Source organism: Cupriavidus sp. YAF13, assembly GCF_052113425.1.
Taxonomy (GTDB): domain Bacteria; phylum Pseudomonadota; class Gammaproteobacteria; order Burkholderiales; family Burkholderiaceae; genus Cupriavidus.
Window position 1 is genome coordinate 188,677 of sequence record NZ_JBFRDD010000007.1, and the last position, 18,326, is coordinate 207,002.

At 67.2% G+C, this 18,326-nt stretch carries 15 protein-coding genes; 4 read left to right on the forward strand and 11 right to left on the reverse strand.

Going from position 1 to position 18,326, the window contains the following annotated elements; genetic code table 11:
* Nucleotides 1-18: 18 nt before the first annotated feature.
* Nucleotides 19-2,130: a ParB/Srx family N-terminal domain-containing protein gene (locus AB4061_RS08465; protein WP_441632688.1), complete on the reverse strand. Its 2,112-nt coding sequence runs from the start codon at nt 2,128-2,130 to the stop codon at nt 19-21.
* Between the two features lie 304 nt (nt 2,131-2,434).
* Here AB4061_RS08465 and AB4061_RS08470 point away from each other — a divergent pair, with 304 nt between their 5' ends.
* Complete coding sequence (locus tag AB4061_RS08470; RefSeq protein ID WP_441632690.1) at nt 2,435-3,028, forward strand: hypothetical protein; 594 nt, start codon at nt 2,435-2,437, stop codon at nt 3,026-3,028.
* Nucleotides 3,029-3,080: 52 nt separating this feature from the next.
* Complete coding sequence (locus AB4061_RS08475; RefSeq protein ID WP_441632692.1) at nt 3,081-4,082, forward strand: MBL fold metallo-hydrolase; 1,002 nt, start codon at nt 3,081-3,083, stop codon at nt 4,080-4,082.
* 33 nt (nt 4,083-4,115) lie between these two features.
* On the opposite strand, the gene AB4061_RS08480 is transcribed toward AB4061_RS08475, so the two are convergent.
* The gene (locus AB4061_RS08480) at nt 4,116-4,550 is read right to left on the reverse strand and encodes an EamA family transporter (protein WP_150986453.1); all 435 of its coding nucleotides are present in this window, start codon (nt 4,548-4,550) and stop codon (nt 4,116-4,118) included.
* Between the two features lie 54 nt (nt 4,551-4,604).
* Entirely contained in the window at nt 4,605-4,994 is a 390-nt protein-coding gene (locus AB4061_RS08485; RefSeq protein WP_441632694.1) for a GNAT family N-acetyltransferase, read from the reverse strand.
* A 173-nt stretch (nt 4,995-5,167) separates the two neighbouring features.
* Between AB4061_RS08485 and AB4061_RS08490 the strand changes: the two genes are divergently transcribed.
* Nucleotides 5,168-6,664, forward strand: a complete 1,497-nt coding sequence (locus tag AB4061_RS08490; protein WP_441632696.1) for an AMP nucleosidase — start codon at nt 5,168-5,170, stop codon at nt 6,662-6,664.
* A gap of 98 nt (nt 6,665-6,762) precedes the next feature.
* Nucleotides 6,763-7,458, forward strand: a complete 696-nt coding sequence (locus AB4061_RS08495) for an HD-GYP domain-containing protein (RefSeq protein ID WP_441632698.1) — start codon at nt 6,763-6,765, stop codon at nt 7,456-7,458.
* A gap of 52 nt (nt 7,459-7,510) precedes the next feature.
* Here the strand turns inward: AB4061_RS08495 and AB4061_RS08500 are convergent, their stop codons facing one another.
* From AB4061_RS08500 to phnN, 8 genes are all read right to left on the reverse strand, one after another.
* Nucleotides 7,511-8,155, reverse strand: a complete 645-nt coding sequence (locus tag AB4061_RS08500; RefSeq protein WP_441632700.1) for an OmpW/AlkL family protein — start codon at nt 8,153-8,155, stop codon at nt 7,511-7,513.
* Nucleotides 8,156-8,537: 382 nt separating this feature from the next.
* Nucleotides 8,538-10,235, reverse strand: coding sequence for a 2-isopropylmalate synthase (gene leuA, locus AB4061_RS08505; protein WP_441632857.1), 1,698 nt, complete (start codon nt 10,233-10,235; stop codon nt 8,538-8,540).
* A gap of 779 nt (nt 10,236-11,014) precedes the next feature.
* Nucleotides 11,015-11,335, reverse strand: coding sequence for a DUF6587 family protein (locus AB4061_RS08510; RefSeq protein ID WP_441632702.1), 321 nt, complete (start codon nt 11,333-11,335; stop codon nt 11,015-11,017).
* An 18-nt stretch (nt 11,336-11,353) separates the two neighbouring features.
* Complete coding sequence (gene feoB / locus AB4061_RS08515; RefSeq protein ID WP_441632704.1) at nt 11,354-13,225, reverse strand: ferrous iron transport protein B; 1,872 nt, start codon at nt 13,223-13,225, stop codon at nt 11,354-11,356.
* A 19-nt stretch (nt 13,226-13,244) separates the two neighbouring features.
* A complete protein-coding gene (locus AB4061_RS08520) occupies nt 13,245-13,550 on the reverse strand; it encodes a FeoA family protein (protein WP_174426149.1) in 306 nt (101 codons plus the stop codon).
* A gap of 297 nt (nt 13,551-13,847) precedes the next feature.
* Entirely contained in the window at nt 13,848-14,954 is a 1,107-nt protein-coding gene (locus AB4061_RS08525; protein ID WP_441632859.1) for a porin, read from the reverse strand.
* Between the two features lie 244 nt (nt 14,955-15,198).
* Nucleotides 15,199-16,191, reverse strand: coding sequence for a tripartite tricarboxylate transporter substrate binding protein (locus tag AB4061_RS08530; protein WP_441632706.1), 993 nt, complete (start codon nt 16,189-16,191; stop codon nt 15,199-15,201).
* Nucleotides 16,192-16,261: 70 nt separating this feature from the next.
* Nucleotides 16,262-18,301, reverse strand: coding sequence for a phosphonate metabolism protein/1,5-bisphosphokinase (PRPP-forming) PhnN (gene phnN, locus AB4061_RS08535; protein WP_441632861.1), 2,040 nt, complete (start codon nt 18,299-18,301; stop codon nt 16,262-16,264).
* Nucleotides 18,302-18,326 lie beyond the last annotated feature (25 nt).

Consider the following 18,326-nt stretch of genomic DNA (forward strand, 5'->3'; position numbering starts at 1 on the left):
CGAGGCCGCCGGGCCAGCTTACGGGGCCAGCGTCGCCTTGTAGCCCACCGCATACGGCAGCTTGCCGGGCTTGGCGCTGCCCACCGGCTGCGACAGCGCCGTGAGCTCCGTCTCGTTGAGCACCGTCAGGCCACCCAGCGCCGCGGCGGTCTTGCCGCTGCTCACCGGATCGGCCGGGGCCAGCGCCGCCATGGCGGTGGCCGCTGCGCGCACGGCGCTCAGGTAGCTCGTGGTGTCGTCCAGGCGGTAGTTGTCCAGGTTGACGCGCTGGCGCAGCCAGTCACCCCAGTAAAACTCCGTGAACTCCGTGGCGTCTGCCAGTTGCTGGTAGGCGATGTCGCGCGTGAAATACACCAGCGAGCGATAGCGGTCGTTGCCCAGGCCGTTGCGCAGGCCGAGCGCCGGTGGCAGTTCGGCCGGCGTGGTCGGGCGGTTGGCGGTGTCCTTCAGCCACATCAGCTTGCGCTCGCGCAGCGTGCGGAAGAACGTGGCGCGGTCCTGCGTGGCCAGGTTGTCCTGCACCTTGATCCACATCTTCGCCTGCGGGCCGCCGTCGGCAGCTTCCCACACGCTGGTGAAGGTGTGATGGCCATCGGTCAGGTACGGCTTGCCCGCCGGGCCGATCACCATGGTCTTCATATCCGCTGGCTTGTTGCCGACCGCCTTGGTGCAGGTGAAGGAGGCGAGGTTGTCAAGGCGCGACGCAGCGCTCGTCGCGCTGGCCTTGTTCTGGCCGTTGGCCTCGCAGGCATCGTCGAACTTCTTGGCCGGGTCGGCCGCGTAACGGCCCAGCTTGTAGTAGATCTGGTCGAAGCCGATGGCCGGCTGGGTCGGGCGCAGGTCGGCCAGCGTGACCTGCACGATATCGCCGGCCTTGGCTTGCAGGTAGGTGGTGGTCGGGGTTTGCGCGGCCAGCGGCGTGCAAACGCCCTGGAGGCGGCGCTTGGCGCCGGGTACGTCGCGCAGCTGGTAGGCCAGCTTGGCGGTGACCGGCAGCAGCGCCAGCGAGGCGGCTTGCGGCTGGGCGGCGGCGGTGTCCTGCCAGGCCCCGGACACCAGCCCGTTGGCGCCGGTGGCGATGGCGCCACTGGCCCCGACGGCCGCGTTGTAGTTCAGCGCGACGTCCGTGGCGATATTGTCGGCGGCGAGCCGGTTGCCCACGATCGACACGATGTTGCGGCGGGTGCGGCCAGTGGCCGCGTTGCCGTCGTCCAGCTCGGGCTCGGCACACAGCCAGTCGCCGTCGGCGGCGCCGGCGGCAATGGCCTGCGCGCTCCTGAGCACCCAGCTGCCGTTGCGCGGGCTGCCGTCAGCATTGCTGGCGGCCTCGTCGACGAACAGCGTTGCCTGGCCATCCTGGCGTGCCACAAAGAGGCGGCCGATCTTGCTGCCGCCCAGCGTCACGGCGAAGGCGCCGGGGAAGCGCTGCTGGTCGGCGTCCACGGCGAGCTTGCCGCTTTCGCCGCCGGCGCAATTGTCGGCATAGGCGGCGCCGGCGCAGGCGCGCACCGTCCCGTCCGCGGAGATCTTGACCTGCCCCACGGCGGCCGTGGTGCCGGCCTGGCGCAGATAGTTGTAGACGCCCGCGACATCGCTCAGCTGCGCGCCCTTGTTGGCCGCGCTCACGTGGCCCTGGAGCAGTGCGCCGCCACCCGCGAGGAGGTTGGGCACCTGGCCCAGCGCACCGGACAGCACGCCGGCATCGACCACGAACTCAAAGCTGATGGCGCTCGCGGCGGTGGCCAGGGCCGCGGGCACGTCGGCACTGGCTGCCGCCAGCTTGGTGACCTTGTAGGTGTCGCCGCTACGCGTGTAGCTGCCCACCAGCGTGCCGCCCAGGCCAAAGCGCGAATCGAGAAAGCGCAGCGTGACCTGGCCGGCGGCCGGCTGGTCGAGCGCTACGGACACGGTATCTCCGAAGCTCACCGCGCCGACATAAAGCGAGCCGCCCGCCAGCGGCGTGAGCGCGGCCGGCTGCGTCACCGCGCCGCCATTGCTGCCATTGCCTCCGGTGCTGCCGCCGCTGCCCGCTTGCGCCGCCTGCGTCTGGTCGCCGTCGCCGCCGCAGGCGGCCAGTGCTGCCGTTGCCAGGGTACAGGCCACTGCAGCCCACTGCTTTCGCTTGATCATCGATCCTTCACCCGTTCGTTGTTCTCGTTTGTTCTCGTGTGTTTTCGTTTGCCGCCCGCCTGTTGGGGGCGGGCGGCGGCAGGGCCACAATCTATGTCGGCTTGATGACGTGCTCGTGACGAAAGGTCTTGAAGCAAAGACAACCAGGCCGGCGCGATCGCGGGAACCGGCGCATTCCGAAGCAACCTTGCTGGCGGGAGGGCCGCGCCACCGCTGGCGCGGGAGACGGGCTACCATGCCGCCAACCACTCAACAATGGCCGTGCGGCAGCCTCTGGCCAGCCGCAGGCCCACGCAAGGCACGCATGAACGCACCCGCATCGACGTATCCCGGCTCCCTCGATCCCCAGGCTCTGATCCGCACCTATATCCGCGCCAAGGATGAGAACCGCCCCCATCTGATGGCACACGCCTTCGCTGCCGATGCCACGCTGGAGATGACGGTCAAGTCCGAGGCCATCGCGTTCCCGGCACGCAGCGAAGGCCTGGCCACGATCAGCGACGTGCTGGTGCGGCGCTTTGGCCAGAGCTACGACAACGTCTACACGTTCTGCCTGGCAGAGGCCCCGCCCGCAGCCGACGCGCAACGCTATGGCTGCGACTGGCTGGTAGGCATGACCGACAAGGCCAGCGGTGGCGTGCGCGTGGGCTGCGGCAGCTACGCATGGGAATTCTCGGCACAAGATGGCGCCCGGCGCGTTGAGGCACTCACCATCGTGATCGAGGCCATGGAAGTGCTGCCCGCCGACGCCGCGCAACAGGTGCTCGACGGCTGGCTGGCCCGCCTGCCCTATCCCTGGAGCACTGCCGCGCATGTTTGCGCGCAGGCGCCGGCACTGGCACAGTTGGCACCGGCGCTGGCGTATCTGCGTTCCCGCGCCGCGCAAAACAGCCGTTGACCAGGCGGCGGCACGTGGCCTTGCCTGGTTTGCTCTCCTAAAGGACCGACCCATGACGCTGCCCCGCCTTGCTGACCGCCTGACTTCGCTTTCGATGGTCTGCGCCCTTGCCCTTGCCGGCCTGCCCGCGCTGGCGCAGGTTCAGCCGCCAGCGGCCCCGCCGGCCCAGCAGAGGACGCAGGTGCCCGGCTACTACCGCATGATGCTGGGCCAGTTCGAGGTCACCGCGCTCTACGACGGCTACGTCGACCTGGACACCAAGGTGCTCAGGTTCACCAGCCCGGGCGAGGTGCAGGGCCTGCTCGCGCGCATGTTCGTGGCCTCCACGCCCGGCATGCAGACCGCCGTCAACGCTTACCTGGTCAACACCGGCGCCAACCTGATCCTGGTCGACACCGGCACGGCGGCTTGCTTCGGCCCCACGCTGGGCCGCGTCGTCGAGAACCTGCGCGCGGCGGGCTACAACCCCGCCCAGGTCGATACGGTGCTGCTGACCCATATGCACGGCGATCATGCGTGCGGCCTCACGGCCGAGGGCAAGGCCGTTTTCACCAATGCCACCGTGTATGCCGACAAGGCCGAGGCGGGCTACTGGCTGGACGAAGCCACCGCCGCGCGCGCGCGACAGGACGCGCAGTCCTCGTTCGCCATGGCGCGCGCCGCCGTCGCCCCCTACCAGGCCGCCGGCCGGCTGCGCACCTTCGGCGCCGGCGACAAGCTGGTGGCGGGCGTGAGCGCGGTGCCGGCGCCCGGGCACACCCCGGGCCACAGTGGCTACCTGTTCAAGTCAGGCGATCAAAGCCTGCTGGTGTGGGGCGATATCGTGCACAGCCACGCGGTGCAGTTCCGCCGCCCGGAAGTGGCGCTGGAGTTCGACGTGGACAGCACGCAGGCGGTGCGCACGCGCAAGAAGATTTTCGCCGATGCCGCGCGCGGCAAGCTGTGGGTGGCGGGCGCCCACCTGCCGTTCCCGGGGATCGGCCATGTGCGCGTGGAGAGCAAGGGCTACGCCTGGGTGCCGGTGGAATACGGGCCGCTGCGCACGGACCGGTGATGCGGATGCAACCCCATGTGCCGCGGTTGCCTCTTAGCGCTTGAACCCCAGCACCAGCACGCCGGCGCCAACCAGCGCGATGCCGGCCCACTCGCGCAAGTTGGGGCGTTCGCCGAGAAAGATCACGGCGAACACCGCCACCAGCAGCAGGCTCAGCTTGTCCACCGGCGCCACCTTCGAAGCATCGCCAATCTTCAGCGCCCGGAAGTAACACACCCAGGAGGCGCCCGTGGCAAGGCCGGAGAGCACGAGGAAGATCCAGGTCCGCGGCGACAGCGCAAGCGGGTTGCTCCACTTGCCCGTGAGCACCACGAAAAAACTCAGCACCACGATGATCACCGCCGTGCGCACCAGCGTGGCAAGGTCCGAGTTGACGCCTTCCAGCCCGATCTTGGCGAAGATCGCCGTCAGCGCGGCAAAGACGGCCGACAGCAACGCCCAATGAAACCAACCGGTGGATGAGGCCATGTGTTGTTGTGCACGATGAAGGTTTGAGCGGCGGGCCAGCCCGCCGGGCCCGGCTCAGATGCGCCGGCGCTCCATGGCCACCAGCGAGGGCACAAAGCCGAGCTGCCCGAAGAAGGCCGCCTCGGACGAGCGTCCGGCGCGCAGCACCCAGGTGATATCGGGATCGTTGCCGACGATGTGGCGCACCAGCGCCCGGCCGATGCCGCGGCGGCGATGGCTCGGCGTCACCGCGATCATCGACAGGTAACCGTTGGAGATGTCGTCGCACAGCGCCCGCGCGAAACCCACGATCTCTCCGTTATCGACCGCCACCACCACCCGTTGCGAGTTGGCGATCAGCCGGGCGAAGCGTTCCGTGTTGGCAACGCGCTGCGCCCATCCGTTGGCCGCAAGGAGTTGTCTGGCCGCCTCGATCTCTTCTGGCAGCAGATTGCGGATTTCCATCGGGGCTCCCAATGCAAGCAGATACGGCAACTCGGCGCTGCCCTTCTAATGGGGGGCGTCACGAGGCGAGTGCGGCGCGGGGCCGCAAAAAAGACTGCAGGCAGTGTAGCGAGCGCGCGAAGGCCCGTCAATTTGCGGCAGGCCATGTTGCTTCCGCTCTGTAGCGGGGTATCATGTTTCCCATGAATGCCTCGATCTTCTCTTCCGCCCATCCGGCCGATCAGCTGGCCGAGTTCTCCGACGCCGACGCGGCGCTGGCTCGCATCCGTGAAATCTACGATGCCTCGGTCGGCGCGATCCGCGCGCGCTTCGATGCCTTCGCCCAGGGCCAGCCGCTGCCGTCCGCGGCACATGCCTGCTACCCCTACCTGGGCATCTCGGTCAATCTCGAAACCATGGTCACCGACAGCCGGCCATCCTGGGGCACGGTTGCCTACCCCGGGGTCTACGGCACCACGGTCACCCGCCCCGAACTGCTGGCCGATTACTACCGCGACCAGATCGAGCGCCTGATACGCTACCACCGCGTGCCCGTGGTGGTCGGCGTCAGCCGCCGCCCGATCCCGTTGCCGTTCGTCATCGAAGCCTCCACCACGGACATCAGCTACACCCAGGCGCGCGAGCTCGAAGCCTCGTTCGTGCTGCCCGAGCTGAGCCGCATCGACGACGCCATCGCCAACGGCACCTATGAGCCGGTGCCCGGCGAAGCCTGGCCGCTCTCGATGTTTCCCGGCGAGCGCGTGGACCTGGCGCTGCAGCGCCTCTATCACTACACCGGCACCGCGCCCCAGCATTTCCAGCGCTTTGTGCTGTTTACCAACTATCAGCGCTACGTCGACGAATTCATTGCGCTCGGCCGCTCGCTGATGGCCGCCGAAGACGCGCAAGGCGCGGACGGCTACGTGCGCTTCGTCGAACCCGGCGATGTGATGCAAGAGCGCGGCGAGGCCGAACCCGACGACGCGCTGCGCCCGCGCGCGTTGCCGCAGATGCCCGCCTACCACCTGGTGCGCGAGGACAATCTCGGTGTCACGCTGGTCAATATCGGCGTGGGCCCGTCCAACGCCAAGACCATGACCGACCACCTTGCCGTGCTGCGCCCGCACTGCTGGCTGATGGTTGGCCACTGCGGCGGCCTGCGCCGCTCGCAACAACTCGGCGACTACGTCCTGGCGCACGCGTATGTGCGCGACGACCACGTGCTCGATCACGACCTGCCCCCCTGGGTGCCGGTGCCGCCTATCGCCGAGATCCAGGTCGCGCTGCAAGAGGCCGTGGTGCGCGTGACGGGTTTGTCCGGCAACGAGATGAAGACCCGCATGCGCACCGGCACCGTTGTCTCCACCGACGACCGCAACTGGGAGCTCAAGTCCAAGGCGTTGTACGCCCGCTTCAACCAGTCGCGCGCGATTGCCATCGACATGGAAAGCGCCACGGTCGCGGCCAACGGCTTCCGCCTGCGGGTGCCGTATGGCACCTTGCTATGCGTGTCCGACAAGCCGCTGCATGGCGAACTCAAGCTGCGCGGCATGGCCAACGCGTTTTATCGGCAGCGGGTGAGCCAGCATATGTCGATCGGGCTGGAGGCGATTCGCATCTTGCGCGAGGGCGGTGCCGAGCAACTGCACTCGCGAAAGCTGCGTAGTTTTGACGAGCCGGCGTTCCGCTAGGCAGGCGAAATGCGCGGCCACGAAGGCGGTTCGCCATCGGCTATTGGCGATATGCCTTGGCAGGCATAGAATCTCGCGCTTCGCCCAGCTTCAGCACCATGACTACGAATCCCCATGCGGTTATGACGCTGGCCAGCCTGACGCTCGCTGGCTGCTTGCGTTACCCGCATGCATCGGGCCATCTCGTTCGCACCGCGACGATCGCCGCCTGCCTTGCCGATCTGCTCGGGCTGGATGCGGCGCACTGCGAGCGCATACGGCTCGTCACGCCGGCGCACGACGTGGGCAAGCTCGCCATCCCCGATGCCATTCTGCTCAAACCTGGCAAGCTGCTCCCTGAAGAGCGGCAGGTGATCGAGCGGCATGCCGAGATCGGCGCGAACATACTTGCGGGCAGCGCGGACGCGCTGATGCGTCTGGCGGCGCAAGTCGCGCACCATCACCATGAGCGTTTCGATGGCACGGGCTATCCACGCGGCCTGGCCGGCAAGGAGATCCCGCTGGCCGCGCGTATCGTGGCGCTGGCCGACGCCTTCGATGCCATGACGGAGTCGCGCTGCTATCGTCCCGGCATGAGCGACGACGATGCGTTGTCGATTGTCTCGGCAGGTTCCGGCACGCATTTCGACCCGGGCGTGGCGAGCGTTTTTCTCGCCAACATCCCGCAGATACTGCAGAGCCGGCAATCAGCGCAAGCGCTGCTTGATGCTGGCCCGGAGCTGGCCGTGGTCGCGCGCTTCTATGGCTTGAATCGCAACGCATTGCGGCAGATCCCGCGCCCAGCCAGAGCCTGACGCGGTATCAGCCGCGCGCTCGTTGTGCGGTGGCGTGCCGTTCCGCGTTTCGTCAGAAGCGGTAGCCCACACCCATGCTGAACAGCCACGGGTCCAGGCTCACGTTCGAGACCTTCACGCCGGCCGCCTTCACATCGCTCGACAGCCACACCTTCTTGACGTCGGCATTGAGGAACCAGTTCTTGGTGAGCTTGTAGTCCATGCCGATCTGCAGGGCCGGCGCCACGCTCCAGCTATCGAGCGACAGCGAATTGTTGGCAATGTCGGCGCCCCAGATGCGCGTGAAGTTCAGGCCGGCGCCGATATACGGGCGGAAGGTGCCGTTGGGAATGAAGTGATACTGCACCAGCAGCGTCGGCGGCAGATGGGTGAAGGAGCCGATCTTGTTGCCATCCAGGTAGACGTTCTGCTTCTGCGGCACGGTCAGCACCAGCTCGGCGGCGATGTGCGGCGTGAAGAAGTAGGTGACATCGAGTTCCGGAATCCACTTGTTGTTGACCGTGATGCGGTCCGAGGCGCCAACGCCGCCGATCGGGTCGGACTTGCCGGCCATGTCGAGATAGGTGCCGCGCAGGCGCACCATCCAGTTGCCCTGCGCTTCATCGGCAGCAGCAGCGGGCGTTGCGGCAACGGCGCTGAGCACGGCAAGGGTAGCAATGGCGGTGGTGCACAGACGGGTAGGCAGGTGCTTCTTCATGATGGTTGGCTCGTGTTTTAGGAAACTTCACGCACAGTGTGGCGCAGCGTTTCCGGTCGAGCCTTGACCGAGAGCAAGAAGATGGGCATCGGTGGCGCGCACACGCGCATGCGTCGCCGCGTTGCGACAGTCCCCGCTCGCGCCGGGGTGCTTGCGCGCGAGCCGCGCAGCGCGCTTTCGCATTTCCAATCCCGGGCCGGGCTTCTAAGGACATGCGCAAATATTCGTGGCAGCAAGTTTGCGCCCGCTTTACGCTGTGCACACAGTCAAGCAACGAGCATGTCGTGGGCGTCCCGCAAGGGCGTCTTTCCGGGTGTGCCCCGTGGGGGCGGGGCACACCGGTTTTTCTGCGCCGAGGCCTTGGGTCCGGACGCGGGCGGCATCAATCGGCCAGGGCTTGCTCGCGCCGCGGCTGGCCGGCTGCACGCAGGTGGCGGTTCACGCCCGACACCACGGCCTTGAGCGATGCCGTGACGATACTGGCGTCGATGCTGGCGCCGAAGCCCGTGGCGGAGTCTCCTACCCGCACTTCCACATAGCAGGCCGCGGCAGCATTGGCGCCGCTTGACAGCGCGTGCTCGTGGTAATCCATCACGCGCACCGGCATGTCCAGCGCACCCTTGAGGCCGCTGACAAACGCATCGATCGGGCCGTTGCCCCGGCCGCGCGCGCTGAGCGCTTCGCCATCGCGCAGCAGCGCCACTTCGATCTCAACCTGGCCGTCGCTGCCGGACACCATCTGGTGGCCCACATAGCGCAGCGGCGCCTCATCTTCGAGATACTCGCGCTTGAACAAGCCATACAAGTCATCGGCGCTGGCTTCGAGCCCGCTCTCGTCGGTCATCGACTGCACCGCGCGGCTGAACTCGATCTGCAGGCGGCGCGGCATATAGATGCCGTGCACCTGTTCGAGCAGGTAAGCCATGCCGCCCTTGCCGGACTGGCTGTTCACGCGGATCACCGCATCGTAGCTGCGGCCAAGGTCGGCCGGATCGATCGGCAGGTAAGGCACCTCCCAGATCGCATCCGCCTTCTGCTGCGCGAAGCCCTTGCGAATCGCATCCTGGTGCGAGCCGGAGAAGGCCGTGAAGACGAGGTCGCCCACATACGGGTGGCGCGGATGCACGGGGAGCTGGTTGCAATCCTCCACGCACTGGCGCACTTCATCGATGTCGGAAAAATCGAGCCCGGGGTCCACGCCCTGCGTGTAGAGATTCAGCGCCAGCGTCACCAGGTCGACATTGCCGGTGCGCTCGCCATTGCCAAACAAGCAGCCTTCCACGCGATCGGCGCCGGCCATCACGGCAAGTTCGGCGGCTGCCACCGCGGTGCCACGGTCATTATGCGGGTGCACCGACAGTACGATGTCCGCGCGCCGTGCAAGATGCCGGTGCATCCATTCGATCTGGTCGGCGAAGATATTGGGCGTGCTGCATTCCACCGTGGTCGGCAGGTTGAGAATGAGCGGGCGCGTGGCGCTAGGCTGCCAGATCGCGGATACCGCATCGCAAACCTCGAGCGAGAAATCCAGCTCGGTCATGCTGAAGGTCTCGGGCGAGTATTCGTAGCTCCATGCCGTCTCGGGCATGCCGTCGGTCAGCGCCTTGATCAGGCGGGTGCCCGCCAGCGCGATCTCCTTGACCTCCTCGCGGCTTGCACCAAACACGATGCGGCGAAACGCAGGGGCGATGGGGTTGTAGAGATGCACCACGGCGCGCGCGGCGCCGCGCACGGATTCGATGGTGCGCTGTATCAGGTCTTCGCGCGCCTGGGTCAGCACCACGATGGTCACGTCGTCCGGGATGCGGTCTTCCTCGATCAGCATCCGCACGAAATCGAAATCGGTCTGCGAGGCAGAGGGAAACGCCACCTCGATCTGCTTCAGCCCGATCTTGACCAGCTGCTCGAAGAAGCGGAGCTTGCGCTGCGGGTTCATCGGCTCGATCAGGGCCTGGTTGCCATCGCGCAGATCCGTGCTCATCCAGACCGGCGCGCGCGTGATGCGCTTGGCGGGCCAGGTTCGGTCGGCGATATCTACGGTGGTGGCAGGGCGGTATTTGGTGGCGGGGTTGCGCAACATCATGACGGTTCTCCTTCCTCGCGGGAAGATGCAAGACACAAGAAGCAAAAAGCAGAATGCAAAAAGCAGGACGCAAGATCGCCAGGGCGCCGAAGCGCTCAACTGCGAAGGCGTCGGAAAGCTAATGCGGAAAAAGGGTGGCGCGAGGCTGCCGAACTGCCACTAGGCCCTAGGCCCGGCAACCGATCAGTAGGTCTAGCAGTAGCGAGGAGGAAAGACGCGGCGCCGACAGGGCCGGTGCAACGGGAGCAATGGCGGTACCCAGCGCGCGACCTGCTGCCGGCACGCGCGCGGCTGCAGCGATGCGGGAGGCATCGGCGGCGCGGCGGTGAAAGCAGGTGGCTTGGTGCATTGCGTGGTGTGTGTGAGCGGTGCGGATGACGCGGCTTACGCAAGGTGCCTCGATCACTTGCACATGTACTGGTACTTGTATTTGTCATGCATGCCGAGCCCGCTTTTCAGCGGCCGGCATCCGGCAAGAATAGTCGAGAACGCGAAAGGGCGTCAAGGACGAGCGGGACGAGTGCGCCGAGTCCCCTGCGGATCTGAACCGCAGCCGATTTCCATCACGATTCCGGGAACGGTGAGCTGATGCGGCGCCCGGCATGTGTTCCTGCCGGGCGTCGTTGTTGATGGAGATCGTGCCGCGCAGATGCCGGCGAGGAGGGAAAGAGGGAGGGAGGCGGTGCCGAAGACGCTGTGAACCAGCGCGGCGAACCCAAAGCGTACCCGTTTCTGCGTGGATCAAAAACGTGGCCAGCGATGGGTTTTGGGGCGTATCAGCGCTTGGCCACGAAGCGGATGACCTGCTCGCCGGCCTGTTGGGCGGGCACTTGCTGCGCGCTGTCGGTGGTGCTGGAGCTGCAGGTATTGCAGCCGCCGCTGTCGCAGCCGCTGGCGCAGCCGGCCGCTGCCTGCGGTGCCAGCCAGGCCACCGCACGCTGGCGCCAGCCGGTGGCCGCGGTGCCACCCAGGCGCGCCGCCAGCCCGCTCTTGATCCGTTCACGGGTGCGCGGTGCATAGCGCGCCAGCACGGAGAGCGTGCAGGCCAGCACGATCAGCGGCACCAGCAGGGTTTCAAAGGCGTGGTAAAGGCTCATGGCGGCAATGTCCTCGCTTTAGCTCAGCATCAGGGTGATGCGGTACGTGGCAAAGGCAGCCAGGTAGCCCAGGCTTGCCAGGTAGGCCGTCGAGGCGGCCATCACCTTCCAGGAGCCGGTTTCGCGCCGGATCACCGCCATCGTGGAGATGCATTGCGGCGCGAACACGTACCAGGCCAGCAGCGAGAGCGCCGTGGCGAGCGACCATTGCGCGGCGATCATCGGCACCAGCTGGCTGGCCATCGCGTCCTCGCTGCCGGACAGCGCATAGACGGTGGCCAGCGCGCCCACGGCGACTTCGCGCGCGGCCAGGCCCGGCACCAGCGCGATGCAGATCTGCCAATTGAAGCCGATCGGGGCAAAAACATGCTCCAGCGCCCGGCCGATCATGCCGGCGAAGCTGTAGTCGATGGCCGGGGCGGTGGCGCCGTCCGGCGGCGACGGGAACGTGGCCAGGAACCACAGCAGCACCGTCAGCGTCAGGATCACCTTGCCCACGCGGGACAGGAAGATGCGGGCACGCTCCCACAGGCCGATCGCCACGTCGCGCGCATTGGGGATGCGGTACGAGGGCAGCTCCATCATCAGCGGGTGGTCGGTGCGGTCGCGGCGGAAATACTTCAGCACGTACGCCACCACCAGCGCGCTCACGATGCCCGCCACATAGAGGACGAACAGCACCAGGCCCTGCAGGTTGAACATCCCCATCACCGTGCGCGCCGGGATGAAGGCGCCGATCAGCAGGGCGTACACGGGCAGGCGCGCGGAGCACGTCATCAGCGGGGCCACCAGGATGGTCGCGAGGCGGTCGCGCGGGTCCTGGATGGTACGCGTGGCCATGATGCCGGGAATCGCGCAGGCAAAGCTGGAGAGCAGCGGGATAAAGGAGCGGCCGGACAAGCCGGCCCCCATCATCAGGCGGTCGAGCAGGAAGGCGGCGCGCGGCAGGTAGCCGGACTCCTCCAGCGTCAGGATGAACAGGAACAGGATCAGGATCTGCGGCAGGAACACGACGACGGCGCCCAGGCCGGCGATCAGGCCATCCACCAGCAGGCTGCGCAGCATGCCCTCGGGCAGATGGCTGCCGACGATCTCGCCGAACCAGTGCACGCCGCCCTCGATGCCGTCCATCAGCGGGGCGGCCCAGGAGAACACCGCCTGGAACATCAGGAACAGCAGCACGGCCAGGATCATCAGGCCGAACACCGGATGCAGCAGGATGCGGTCAAGGCGGTCGTCCATGGCCGCGGTGCGTGCCGGCATGGTCACGGCGGCATCCAGCAGGCGCTTGACCTCCTGGTGCACGTCCAGGTCGGATGCCGGCTCGGGGGCTGCAGCCGGCACTTCAGGCAAGGCCGCGTCCAGTGCGGCCAGCAGGCTGGCGGCGCCATCGCGCTTGACGGCAATCGTCCGGACCACCGGCACGCCGAGCGCGGCGGCCAGCTTGTCGTGGTCGATGTGGATGCCGCGCTTGGCCGCGGCATCGCTCATGTTGAGCACCAGCACCATCGGCAGGCCGAGGCGGCGCAGTTCCAGCACGAAGCGCAGGTGCAGGCGCAAATTGGTGGCATCCACCACCGACACCAGCAGGTCCGGGCGCGGCTCGCCCGGGCGCTTGCCCAGGCAGACGTCGCGCGTGATGGCTTCATCCAGGCTGGCTGCGTGCAGGCTATAGGCACCCGGCAGGTCCAGCACACGCACTTGCCGGCCGGCCGGCGAGACAAAATGGCCTTCCTTGCGCTCGACGGTGACGCCGGCGTAGTTGGCCACCTTCTGGCGGCTGCCGGTCAGGCGATTGAACAGCGCGGTCTTGCCGCAATTGGGATTGCCCACCAGCGCAACGCGCAATGCGGGACGCTGGGAAGCGGAAGTCGGGGTGGCGACAGACATATTCTTGGCAGGTGCCCGGTCAGGCAGCGGAACGTTTGGCGGCGGGCGCGTCGGGCTGCGCTGCCGGCGTGATGCTGGAGACGGTGGCGCTTAGCGCTTCCACGGTAATGCGAGCCGCTTCGGCGCGGCGCAAGGCAAACCGGGTAAAGCCCACCTGGGCGACAAGGGGATCCATGCCGAACGGTCCCAGCGCGATGACCTGTACGGCTTCACCCGGCACAAAGCCGAGTTCGCGCAGGCGGCGTGCTACCGGATCGTTAGGAGAATTGTCATCGATCGAGACGATGACAGCGGCGGTGCGCCGCGGAAGTTCAGACAACCGCATGTGGCTTCCAGTCCGTTGGCGCGAGGCACGGCACGCGGTCGGCAAACTCACACCAGGGTTGGTAAATGAAAATCGTTCCTATTGTAGCTGATTTGCCTGCGGGCGTTTCGATTTCGCGCCGTTGTGCTATTAGTGCGCGCTTGCATGCATGGCGCACGACAATGCCGGCGGTCCGCCATCGCGCGAAGCGCACGTCAGCCAACGTTCGGTTGTGCCCGGTGAGCCCGGCGTGCCCGGCGATATGGGCACCCTGTGCGGGTGCCGCGCCTTGCTCACCGTGCCGCAGCCTAGCCCGGGCTAGAACTTGTGGCGGATGCCCGCCACCGCGCCAAGCTGGTTCAGGCCGGGGCCGATGCTGGCCTGGATGCCGTTCAGGCCGACGCGCGAACCGTCCTTGTTCTTGACGTATCCGAGCGTCAGGTAGCCATCGGTGCGCTTGGACAGCGCGTAGTCCAGCGTGCCGACCAGGCTCCAGGGATCTTGCGCGCTGCGCTTGTCGTTCATCACGTAGGCTGACGCACTCAACGTCAGCGCTGGCGTAAACGCATAGCTCGCGCCGAGCCAGAACAGGTCGTTCCGGCGCGCCGCCACGGTAGGGGTGCTGCCAATGTCGCCGCTCAGCCAGCGATAGCCCGCGAACACCTTGGCGCGAGCGAATGCATAGCTGCCGGCTACGGCGATGCGCCGGTCGCGCTGCGCCGGGTTTTGGCCGGACAGGCCGGTGGTGCCCTGCTGCTGGTCGTAGATGATCGTGGCCCCGGCGTTGCCCGTGGCGTATTCCAGAGCGGTGCTCCAGGCGCGGTCGTTCCGTGCGTTGCCGGCGGTCTCGCCCGTGATGGTGCTGGTGGTGCCGGTGGTTACGGAGGTCCCGCGCGCGAACGCGTACATCGCGCTGGCCGTCAGCCCGCCGAACTTCACTACGTACTTGGCGGCGTTGTCATAGCGTCCCGCGAGTGAGCTATCCATCAGGAACGCGGAGTAGCGCGGCGCGATGGCCATGGCGTCGTAGTTGATCAGGATGTCGTAGAGCAGGTTGTTCTGGTGGCCCGCGGTGATCCGCCCATAAGGCGTGTTCAACCCGGCGTAGGCCTGCCGCCCAAACAGCCGGCCGGCCTGGCCCAGCGTGCCCGCATCGATATCGAAGCCGCTCTCGAGCACGAACAGCGCGCTGGTGCCGCCGCCGAGGTCTTCCGTGCCGCGCAGGCCCCAGCGCGAGCCGGACAGGTTGCCCGAAGCCATCCGGGCGAGGGCGTTACCGCTGGCGTCGGCGTGGGTGAGGTACTCGATGCCGACGTCGGCAACGCCATAGAGCACCAGGCCGGACTGCGCCCAGGCGGGGGCGGACAGGGTGAGTGCTGCGATGGCGAACGCGTATCCGGGCGTCAGGCGGGGGATGTCTTTCATTGCCTTGATTGCCTTCATTGCCTTCATTTCCTTCATTTCCTTCATGTCTTTTCCTTACGGCAGGTGCAAACGCAAGGCGCAAGCGGTCGCACGGGATCCGTGATGGCCGTGGCGTAGCGGTGCAGCAATGGGATTGGGTGGGGCGGGCGGCGCGCGTTGCCCCGTGGGTCTCAGTTGGCCTTGGCGAGCTTTAGCAGGCTTCTGTCGGCTTCTTCTGTTAGTTTTTCTTTGCTTCTTGCGGGTCTTAGTCGACCCGCAGGCCGATCTGCGCGGCGAGCTTCTTCCAGCGCTCGATATCGGTGTTCACCACTTTCTGGAATTCCGCCGGGGTGCTGCTGGCGGTGGCAAATCCCAGTTGGGCGAGATTGGCCTTGACCTCGGGTTTGGCGACGGCCTTGGCGATGGCCGCGTTGAGCTTCTGCACGATGTCCGGCGGCGTGTGCGCCGGGGCCAGGATGCCAAACCACTGGTCGACGTCATAGCCACTGACCCCAAGCTCGCTCACCGAGGCCACGTCGGGCAGCAGCGGCGACCGGCCTTTTGACGTGACGGCCAGCGCGCGCAGCTTGTTGGCCTTGAGGTAAGGCACCGTGTTGCTGAGGGTGTTGATGCTGACGTCGGCCTGGCCGCCCAGCACGTCGGCGAGCGCAGGCGCGCAACCCTTATAAGGCACGTGCAGCAGGTCGATCCTGGCCGAGATCTTGAGCAGTTCGCCGGCAAGGTGCTGGGGCGTGCCGTTGCCGCAGGAGGCGTACGTCGGCGGCTTGCCCGAGCGCCCAGCTGCGAGCAGGTCATTGAACGTCTGGATCTTGGAAGAAACGGGTACGGCGATGACGGATGGCACGGACGCCACGGAGATCACCGCGCTGAAGTCCTTGCCTGGATCGAACTGCAGGTTGCGGAACACACCGGGGTTGATGGCAAAGCTGCTGTTGACCACCAGCAAGGTGTAGCCGTCCGACGGGCTCTTGGCGACGTACTCGGCGCCGATATTGCCGCTGGCGCCCGGCCGGTTGTCGACCACCACGGGCTGGCCCAGGCTGCGGCCCACCTCCGAGCCGATCACCCGCGCCAGCGTGTCGGTTCCCCCGCCCGCCGGGAACGTCACCACCAGCCGGATCGGCTTTTGTGGAAAGTCGCCGCCGATATTGGCGCTCGCCTGCGCGGGCAGGCCGAACAGCGTGACCCCCAGCAAGGAGATCGATGCGAGACTGCGTACCACGGATAAGGATGTCATTTGTTGCCTCATCGGTTGAAGGAAATGATAGATCAGTGCGCCAGTGCAGGCGGCGCGCCCGGACGCGCTGCTAGTCCGGCTGGATACGAACCGGTGGCCCGGCGAGCTCTGCCGAAGCGTGGGCCCGTACGCCCGCCTCCAGATCGCTGGCGGTCTCGGCGTGGATCCTGAACAGCGGTTGCCCCGCAACGAGCCGATCCCCCACCGTGCACAGCAAGTCCACTCCAGCGCCAGGCCAGCGCGGCGCACCGGCGCCGCGCGCAATGCCGGCGATGGCAAAGCCGTCGATGTCCGCGACGACGCCCGCTGTGCTGGCCGGTACGGTGTGGACATGGTTGCCCGGTGCATCCGGCGCTGCCCTTGCGCCCTGCGCGGCCACGATCCGGTCGAATGCGGCGCTTGCGGCCCCGGAGGCAAGCAATTCGCCGGCAATCCGCCGCCCCTCGGCGGGAGAGCCCACGGCCGGGTCGAACGCCAGAATCTGTCCGGCAAAGAACAAGGCCTTCTCGCGCAGGTCCGCGGGCGCGTCGGGGCTGCCATTGAGTACCTGCAGCACATCCCGCACTTCCAGTGCCGGGCCTACGCCGCGCCCGATGGGTTTGCTGCCGTCCGTCGCGAACGCGCGCACCTGCATGCCCAGCCCGGCGCCCACCGCTTCGAACAAGACGCCCAGGGCCTGTGCTTCGGCTTGCGACTTGAGCTTCGCCTGCGGGCCGAAGGGCAGGTCGACGATGACGTGGGTCGAACCCGCGGTGTATTTCTTGGACAGGATGGATGCCACCGACCACCGGTTGGCGTCCAGGCCGAGCGGGCGCGTGATGGCATTCATCACATCGTCGATCGCCGAGTGATTAAGGCGGCCGTTCCAGGCAATGCAGGCCCGCGCTTGCTCCACGCAACGGCGCACGTCGTCGATGTCCAGGTCCACTCGCGCCACCGTCTCCATGGCCTCGGCGGTGCCGGCCGCGGAAGTGATCGCCCGCGACGAGGTCTTGGGCATCGCGAGCCCGAACGCCGCGACGATCGGCACGACGATCAGCGTGATACGGCTGCCCGGCACGCCACCCATGGAGTGCTTGTCCACCACGATGGGTTCGTCCCAGCCGATCCTGGGGGCAAAGCGCGTGCGGGCACGCGCGACGCTGACCACTTCCGCATCGGTGAGGTGCTGCGAGGCAGCCACCAGGAACGCGGTCAGCTCGATCTCCGTATAGCGGCTCTCCACCGCATCGCATAGCACGGCTTCGTACTCGGCCTCGCTCAAGGCATCGCCGCGCAGCTTCTTGCGCAGCACATCGCGGCTGACGGGGCCGGGAATCCGGCGCAGGCGCACGGTGCCGCCGGGGGCAACGCCCAGGCGCTCGAAGAGGGCATCGGACAGGCCGATTTCTTCTTCCTGCAGCCAGTCCGGGCTCTCGACCACATGCAAGGCCGCGGGGATCTCGGCCGTTCCGGAGCGCACGGCCATGCGGGCCTGGCCCGCGGCATTGGCGGGCGACACATAGGCAATGTGCGCGTCGCCGGCGGCGATCGGCATGCGTCTGGCCTTGAGCGGCGTCGACGCCGTGCGCAGCGCTTCGAGAAAGCGCGCAATGCCCACCGCCATGGCAGCGTCGTTCGATACGCAGACGCTCGCCACGCCGGCCGGGATCGGATCGGGCATGCGCTCGAGCCTGCGCAGCACCGCGTCACCGGATTCGCGTCCGCGCGCGGCAATGCGCTGCGCCAGCACCTGCAGCGGCGCCGTGACATGGATGACGACGAAGTTGTGCAACTGGCCAGCCAGCGCTGCCGCAATGCCGCGCGAGCCGTTGGCGATGACATGCCGGCCACGCTCCAGCTCACCGAGCAAGCTGGCCGGCAAGCCATAGCGCAAGCCATGCGCAGCCCACGTGATCAGGAAGGCGTTGGCCGCCTCGCGCGCCGAGAATTCGGCCTCCGTCACGCCCTCGTGGTCCTCGCCCGGCGAGCCCGTTGGCCGGGTGATGACGCGCCTGGCAAACACATAGCGGGGATCGGCCAGCAGCGCGGCCCTGGCGCCGTCCATCAGCGAGTCCTTGCCCGCGCCGCTGGGGCCAACCACGAGGAAGAAGGTGCCGGCAGCTGGCATGGGCTTATCGCGCGCGGTGGAGGCC